This window comes from Actinokineospora xionganensis (assembly GCF_014323725.1).
In the GTDB taxonomy this organism is placed as follows: Bacteria; Actinomycetota; Actinomycetes; order Mycobacteriales; family Pseudonocardiaceae; genus Actinokineospora; species Actinokineospora xionganensis.
This window is the reverse complement of record NZ_JABVED010000042.1, coordinates 1-6,275: the sequence shown is the minus strand read 5'-3', so window position 1 is coordinate 6,275 and position 6,275 is coordinate 1. Positions and strand designations below refer to the sequence as shown.

9 protein-coding genes and 1 pseudogene are annotated in these 6,275 nt (G+C 71.3%); 6 read left to right on the top strand and 4 right to left on the bottom strand.

Features of this window, described 5'->3' with window-relative positions; all coding sequences use genetic code 11:
• Positions 1 to 164: 164 nt before the first annotated feature.
• Complete coding sequence (locus GPZ80_RS31670; protein ID WP_187224784.1) at positions 165 to 935, top strand: NBR1-Ig-like domain-containing protein; 771 nt, start codon at positions 165 to 167, stop codon at positions 933 to 935.
• A gap of 1 nt (position 936) precedes the next feature.
• Here GPZ80_RS31670 and GPZ80_RS31665 read toward each other — a convergent pair whose 3' ends face one another.
• On the bottom strand, positions 937 to 1,416 hold the full coding sequence (locus tag GPZ80_RS31665) for a GNAT family N-acetyltransferase (protein ID WP_187224783.1): 480 nt from the start codon (positions 1,414 to 1,416) through the stop codon (positions 937 to 939).
• Positions 1,413 to 1,877 carry a GNAT family N-acetyltransferase gene (locus tag GPZ80_RS31660; RefSeq protein ID WP_187224782.1) on the bottom strand — a complete coding sequence of 155 codons (465 nt, stop codon included), beginning with the start codon at positions 1,875 to 1,877 and terminating at the stop codon, positions 1,413 to 1,415. Before GPZ80_RS31660 ends, GPZ80_RS31665 begins: the two co-directional genes overlap by 4 nt.
• A gap of 265 nt (positions 1,878 to 2,142) precedes the next feature.
• Here GPZ80_RS31660 and GPZ80_RS31655 point away from each other — a divergent pair, with 265 nt between their 5' ends.
• From GPZ80_RS31655 to GPZ80_RS31645, 3 genes are read left to right on the top strand one after another with little or no spacing between them, the layout of a single operon-like run.
• Positions 2,143 to 2,451, top strand: a complete 309-nt coding sequence (locus tag GPZ80_RS31655; RefSeq protein ID WP_187224781.1) for a DivIVA domain-containing protein — start codon at positions 2,143 to 2,145, stop codon at positions 2,449 to 2,451.
• Positions 2,451 to 2,882, top strand: a complete 432-nt coding sequence (locus tag GPZ80_RS31650) for an SRPBCC family protein (protein WP_376771800.1) — start codon at positions 2,451 to 2,453, stop codon at positions 2,880 to 2,882. The genes GPZ80_RS31655 and GPZ80_RS31650 overlap by 1 nt, the downstream gene beginning before the upstream one ends.
• Positions 2,879 to 3,433, top strand: coding sequence for a DNA-3-methyladenine glycosylase I (locus tag GPZ80_RS31645; protein WP_187224779.1), 555 nt, complete (start codon positions 2,879 to 2,881; stop codon positions 3,431 to 3,433). Before GPZ80_RS31650 ends, GPZ80_RS31645 begins: the two co-directional genes overlap by 4 nt.
• A 15-nt stretch (positions 3,434 to 3,448) precedes the next feature.
• Here the strand turns inward: GPZ80_RS31645 and GPZ80_RS31640 are convergent, their stop codons facing one another.
• Together GPZ80_RS31640 and GPZ80_RS31635 are read right to left on the bottom strand one after the other, a co-directional pair.
• A complete protein-coding gene (locus tag GPZ80_RS31640) occupies positions 3,449 to 4,237 on the bottom strand; it encodes an enoyl-CoA hydratase-related protein (RefSeq protein ID WP_187224778.1) in 789 nt (262 codons plus the stop codon).
• Between the two features lie 19 nt (positions 4,238 to 4,256).
• Positions 4,257 to 5,051, bottom strand: coding sequence for a PaaX family transcriptional regulator (locus tag GPZ80_RS31635; RefSeq protein WP_187224777.1), 795 nt, complete (start codon positions 5,049 to 5,051; stop codon positions 4,257 to 4,259).
• 181 nt (positions 5,052 to 5,232) lie between these two features.
• On the opposite strand from GPZ80_RS31635, the gene GPZ80_RS31630 reads away from it, so the two are divergent.
• Together GPZ80_RS31630 and GPZ80_RS31625 are read left to right on the top strand one after the other, a co-directional pair.
• Positions 5,233 to 5,400, top strand: coding sequence for a DUF3117 domain-containing protein (locus GPZ80_RS31630; RefSeq protein ID WP_091378352.1), 168 nt, complete (start codon positions 5,233 to 5,235; stop codon positions 5,398 to 5,400).
• A 51-nt stretch (positions 5,401 to 5,451) separates the two neighbouring features.
• Positions 5,452 to 6,275: pseudogene (locus GPZ80_RS31625) on the top strand (peptidase M17); the annotation flags it as partial.

Below are 6,275 nucleotides of genomic sequence, written 5' to 3'. Positions count from 1 at the left end.
GGCCGCCGCTGGGCCTGTCCGGTAGCCGCTTACGCGCTCTGACAAGCCCTTACAACAGATCTGACAGGGGGTCGGTGATCGTGCCTGAACAAGCGGCTGACAGGGATACGCGCCGGTATCTGATCGCTGGTTTCGCCTCGGAGTTAAGGGATCTGCGGGAGGCGGTGGGCACCCCGTCGTTCCGCAAGATGGCCGGATCGTCCGGGGTGATCTCCCACACGACGCTGCATGAGGCCGCGGGCGGCAGCCGGTTCCCGTCGTGGGAGACGACCCGCGAGTTCGTCCGCGTATGCGGTGGCGACGAACGGGAATGGCGGGTCAAATGGGTCGCGGTGAAAACCGAGTTATCGCCTGACGAAGCCATTGTGCCACTGCGCGAAGAAGTCACGCGAGTGGTGAATGAGGTGACGACCAAACGGAGTTGGTGGACGCGCGGGAAAATCGCGGTCGCCGTCGGGATCGTCGTCGCGGCGCTCGTCGCCGGATTCGCGGTCAACTACTTCAGCGCGACACCTTACGATCCACTGTATTCCGGCGACTTCAGCCGGTTCATCACCGACGTGACCGTGCCCGACGGCGCGGAGGTCGTGGTCAACGAGACCTTCACCAAGATCTGGGAGATCGAGAACGGCGGATCGGTGCTGTGGCAGGGCCGCGCCATGCGCCGCGAGAACTCCGTCGGCGGCTGCCAGGCGCCCGAGCGGGTGCCGATCGGCACCACGCCGCCGGGGGACCGGGTCAAGATCACCGCGATCGTGATCGCCGGGTCGGAGCCCGGCATCTGCAAGGTCGACTACAAGATGGTCGACGAGCAGAACCGGGTGACACTGCCGGGTTCGCGGCCGATCTTCTTCATCGTCAACGTCGTCACGAAGCTGTCCGGCCCGCAGCCCGCGCACATGGCGCCGACCACCGCGAACCCCGCCGCCCCGTGACTCACGCCAGCGGTAGCGCGACTTCCAGCTCCCGCAGCGCCGGATCGTGCGGGTGTGCGTCGTCGCGGCCCGTCGGGACAAACCCGAGCCTGCGGTAGAGCCCGAACGCCCGGTCGTTGCCGTCCAGGGCCCACGCGGTGACCCGCCCGGCCCGCCGCCCACGCGCCCAGTCGATCACCGCCCGCACCACGGCCGCGCCCGCCCCGGTGCCGCGCACGCTCGGACGCGCCCAGACCGCGATCAGTTCCACGTCATCGCAATCCGGTGTGCCGCCCGCGATCGCGACCGGCTCGCCGTCGAGCCTGCCGAGGAACAAGGCGTCGCGGCCGATCCACGAACGCCATCGCGCCTCGTCGAAGGCCAGTTCGTCGTCGAGGACCGCGGCGAAGGCCCACGGGGTGTCGGTCAACGCCGCGACCCGCACCGCGCGCAGCTCGGACCAGTCGTCGCCGGTGGCCCGGCGTACCTCGATCTCGCTCATCGCCGGTCCAACTCGACTTCCCGCACCGCGCTGTCCTTCGGGTGCGCCCGGTCGCGTCCCGTGGGCATGAAACCGAGCTTGCGGTAGAGACCCAGCGCCCGCTCGTTGCCCTCCACCGCCCACGCCGTCATTCGCCTGTCCGCCGCCCAGTCGATCACCGCCCGCACCACGGCCGCACCCGCCCCGGTGCCGCGCACGCTTGGACGCGCCCAGACCGAGATCAGTTTCACCTCGTCGCGATCCGGCTGCCCGCCCGCGATGGCGACGGGCTCGCCGTCGAGCCTGCCGAGGAAGACACCGCAGCTCTCGGGCCAAGAGCGCCACCGCTCCTCGTCGTAGCCGAGTTCGCTGTCGAGGGTCGCGCCGAAGGCCGACGGGTCGGCGGTGAGCGCGGCGAGGCGGATCGCCCGGATGTCCGCCCAGTCGTCGGCACCGACCTGCCGTACCTCGATCTCGCGCATTGGAGCAGCGTTTCCGACCCGGGCGGCGGCCCGCAACACAATTTGCCCCGGCGATCATGGCGGAGTCCTGTGCCGAGCGAAACCGCCCCTGTCGGAACCAAAACCCCACCCACCCTGGGGGCCTGCCCTGGTCCAGTCTATCGGCGCAGGGCTGGCGGCGGGCGGATTCGCGGGCGCCTGTGGATAACGTGGGCGGGTGTGGACAGCACGTCCTGGAACACGCGACCTAGTGGTGTGTCCCCCGAGGTCGTGACACGATCGCGGGGTGACCACCGCGCTCCTCTACCTCGTCGTGATGATGCTCGTCGCGGCGGTGGTGTTCCTGCTCGCCTCCGTCGTCTTCGGCCGCGGGGAGGAACTGCCCGCACTGCCGCCGGGGGCCTCGCCGACCCGCCTGCCCGCCACCGGCGTCACCGGCGACGACCTGCGGTCCGTGCGCTTCCAGCTCGTGCTGCGCGGCTACAAGATGACCGAGGTCGACTGGGTCCTGCGCCGCGTGGGCGACGAACTCGACGACCTGCGGGCCCGGGTGGCCGAACTCGAAGCCCAACAGCAGGCGGACAGCGACGCATGATCATCGAGGTCACCGAGGAGGTCGGCGTCGCCGCGTCGCCCGAGACGACCTGGGCCGCGATCACCGACTGGGCCCGGCAGGGCGAGTGGATGCTCGGCACCCACGTCGACGTCACCGCGGGCGACGGCAGGAGCGAGGGCTCCCGGCTCTCGGCGTTCACCGGTGTCGGTCCCCTCGGGTTCACTGACACCATGGAAATCACGGCCTGGGACCCGCCCACCCGCTGCGCGGTCCGGCACACGGGCACGTTCGTGCGGGGGACCGGCCTGTTCGAGGTCCGCCCCCGCGGCGTCGGGTCGACCTTCGTCTGGCACGAGCGCCTCGAAGCGGGCCCGGTGATCGGCCTCGGCTGGAAGGTCGTCGGCCCCGCTTTCCGCGCGGGCATCCGCTACTCGCTGCGCCGCTTCGCGCGATTCGCGCAGGCACGATGACCGACCGAGTCCGCTGCCCCTGGGGCGACAGCACCCCCGACTACGCCGAATACCACGACACCGAGTGGGGCGTCGCCCTGCGCGGCCGCGACGAGCTCTTCGAGCGGGTCAGCCTGGAGGCCTTCCAGTCCGGCCTCTCGTGGATCACCATCCTGCGCAAGCGCGAGGGCTTCCGTGCCGCGTTCGAGGGCTTCGTCCCGGAGAAGGTCGCCGCGTTCACCGATGCCGACGTCGAGCGGCTGATGGCCGACGCCTCGATCGTGCGCAACCGGATGAAGATCGAGGCCACCATCCGTAACGCCCGGGCGATCCTCGACCTCGACACGCCGCTCGACGACCTGCTGTGGTCCTTCGCCCCGACGGCCGACCGCCCGAGGCCCGCCACCATCGCCGACGTCCCCGCCGTCACGGCGGAGTCGAAGGCGATGGCGAAGGACCTCAAGCGGCGCGGCTTCGCGTTCGTCGGACCGACCACCTGCTACGCGTTGATGCAGGCCACGGGCATGGTCGACGACCACATCGAGACCTGCTGGCGCGCCACTTCCCGCTGAAGACCTGCCTGCGCGCTACTTCCCGGTGAAGGTCGGCTTGCGCTTGGCCACGAAGGCGTCGACAGCTTCCTTGTGGTCGCTGGTCGCGCCCGCCTCGGCCTGGGTGCGGCCCTCGACCGCGAGCCCCTCGGCCAGCGGCCCGCCCGCCGACGCGAGCATCGCTTCCTTGATCTTCGCGTAGGCCGTCGTCGGGCCCGCCGCCATCGTGGCGGCGAGTGCCTGCGCGGTGCCCAGCACGTCCTCCGGCGCCACGACCTGGGTGACCATGCCGATCCGCAGCGCCTCCTCGGCGTCGACCGGCTTGGCGAGCAGCATCATCTCCATGGCCCGGCCGTAGCCGATCAGCCTGGGCAGCGTCCACGCCGCGCCCGAGTCGGCGGTCAGGCCGACGTTGGCGAAGGCCATCAGGAACTTCGCCGTCGACGCGGTGATCCGCAGGTCGCAGGCGTAGGCGAAGGAGGCGCCCGCGCCCGCGGCCATGCCGTTGACCGCGGCGATGATCGGCTTGGGCAGGCCGGTGATCGCCGAGACGATCGGGTTGTAGTGCTTGTCCACGGTCGACAGCGGCGCCGGGTCCCCGGCGGCCAGCAGCGCCATGTGCTCCTTGAGGTCCTGGCCCGCGCAGAACGCCTTGCCCGCGCCGGTCAGGACGACCGCGCGCACCGAGTCGTCGGCCGCGGCGTCCTCCAAGGCGGCGAGCAGGTCTTCCTTGAGCTCGACGGTCAGCGAGTTGAACGCGTCCGGGCGGTTGAGGGTGAGCGTCCGAACACCGGCCTGGTCCTCGATCAACAACGGCTTCGACACAGCCCCTACCTTCCTGCGATTAAGCGGTGGACCTCTGCTTACCACCTCGGGTCAGGCAGTCGTCGAGGAACTTTGTCACAGCCGGAGCAAGGCGGGCGGTGTGCCGGTCGAAGAACTCCGCCGCCGCGCGGCCCGGCCAGTTCTCCGGCAGCAGTTCGGCGGGAAGTCCCGGGTCGCGGAAGAGGAATTTGCGCCACGAGTGCAGTAGCCGCTGTGACGCGGCGAACGCCTCCGCGGGCACCGAGCCGTCGACCGCGGCCATGACCGGCTCCCACATCGCGACGAACCCCGTGTAGTCCGCGCCCAGCTCGTCGAGGTCCCAGGCCGTGGCGGCCAACTCCGCGTCGGCGCCGTCGTGGGCGCCGTGGAAGACCCGCGCGGGCACGTCGGCCAGCACGTCGGCCAGTTCCGGCGACGGCCGCGGCGCCACCCACGTCGCCGGGCCCAGCGGGCCGTAGCCGAGCAGTCGCAGCGACGACGCGAGCCGCTCCCGCGCGACCCGGCTGGGCAGTTCCTCGAGCACCACGACGTGCCAGCGTCCGTCCCAAGTAGACGGGCCGGTGCGGTAGATGCGGGCCGCGGCCTCGTCGAGCCTGCGTTCCGCGCGCGGGGTCAGCGCGTAGCCGGGGCCCTCGGGCAGCCGCACCGGGACCAGCCAGCCCTGTCGCACCATGCGGGACACGGCGGTCCGGATCGCGGGCGCGCCGAAGTCCAGCGGTTCGAGGAGACGGACCAGGGCGGCGATGGCCGCGGCGCCCCCGCGACCTCGCAGGTAACCGCCGTAGACGTCGAACAGGGCCGAACGTGCGCGCACGACGAGGGAGTCTGTCAGTCCCCGAGGCCGGTGCGCCACCGGGCTCGGGGACCATCTTGGCCTGTCAGCCGACACGCGATGATCGGTTCGATTTCACCGGTGAGACCGGATAGGGGAGAATGTCACCGACTCGGCCGATTCATTTGGTCGGGTGGGCGAGCTATGACGGAGGGAGCACGCTATGGCGGCCATGAAGCCCCGGACCGGAGACGGTCCCCTCGAGGTGACTAAGGAGGGTCGGGGCATCGTGATGCGCGTCCCACTGGAGGGCGGTGGACGCCTCGTGGTCGAGATGACGCCCGAGGAGGCCAGCGACCTGGGCGACGCGCTCAAGGTCGCCGCGGGCTGATCTGTCCTTTATTCACCAACCCTGAGCCATACCCACTGCACGGAGGAATGTTTGTCCACGCCGGTGCCGACCTTGCCGACGACGCTGCCCGACGTGGAGGTGACCGCGAGCCCCCGCAAGGGGGTGCCGCTCGTAGTGCTCAGCCGCACGTCGGCCGACGGTCCGCCGGAGTTCGGCCCTGGCGGGGACAGACTGCCCGAGGCGTGGGCCGAGCTCGTGGCGTTCACCGGGGCGGCCGGTGAGGCCCAGGCCGGTCCGGCCGACTCCGGTGTGCGCTGGGTGCTCGGCCTGGGGGACGGCGAGTCGGCGCAGTGGCGCTCGGCGGGCGCGGCGCTGGTGCGCTCGGCCGAGGCCAAACTGGACGGTGCGAAGTCGGCGGCCGACCGCGGCCTGCAGGTCGAGTTGCCCGCGGACGCGGGCACCGACGAGGTCGCGGAGTTCGTCCGTGGCGTCGTGCTGGGTGGCTACAAGTTCAAGGTGACCGCCGAGGAGCCCAAGCCGCGCGTGCGCGGCCTGCGGCTGGTGGTCCCCGACGGCGGGCGCCGCGACGAGATCGACGCCGCGGCCAGGCGGTCCGCCGTGCTGGCCGCGGCGACCTCGTTCGCCCGTGACCTCGCCAACGCGCCGTCCAATGTCAAAGACCCGGCCTGGCTGGTCAAGACCGCGGCCAAGGCCGCGGGCAAGGTGGCGGGACTCGGCGCGGAGATCCGCGATGAGCGCTGGCTCACGAGCAATGGTTTCGGCGGCGTCCTGGCCGTGGGCGGCGGGTCCGAGCGGCCGCCGCGGCTGCTGGAGCTGTCCTGGAACCCGAAGGGCGCGACCGGTCCGCACGTCGTGCTGGTCGGCAAGGGCATCACCTTCGACACCGGCGGCAT

Coding starts and splice junctions, on each gene's coding strand:
- GPZ80_RS31645 (WP_187224779.1), top strand. CDS start 2,879: ATGACCGACCGAGTCCGCTGCCCCTGGGGCGACAGCACCCCCGACTAC.
- GPZ80_RS31630 (WP_091378352.1), top strand. CDS start 5,233: ATGGCGGCCATGAAGCCCCGGACCGGAGACGGTCCCCTCGAGGTGACT.
- GPZ80_RS31660 (WP_187224782.1), bottom strand. CDS start 1,877: ATGCGCGAGATCGAGGTACGGCAGGTCGGTGCCGACGACTGGGCGGAC.
- GPZ80_RS31665 (WP_187224783.1), bottom strand. CDS start 1,416: ATGAGCGAGATCGAGGTACGCCGGGCCACCGGCGACGACTGGTCCGAG.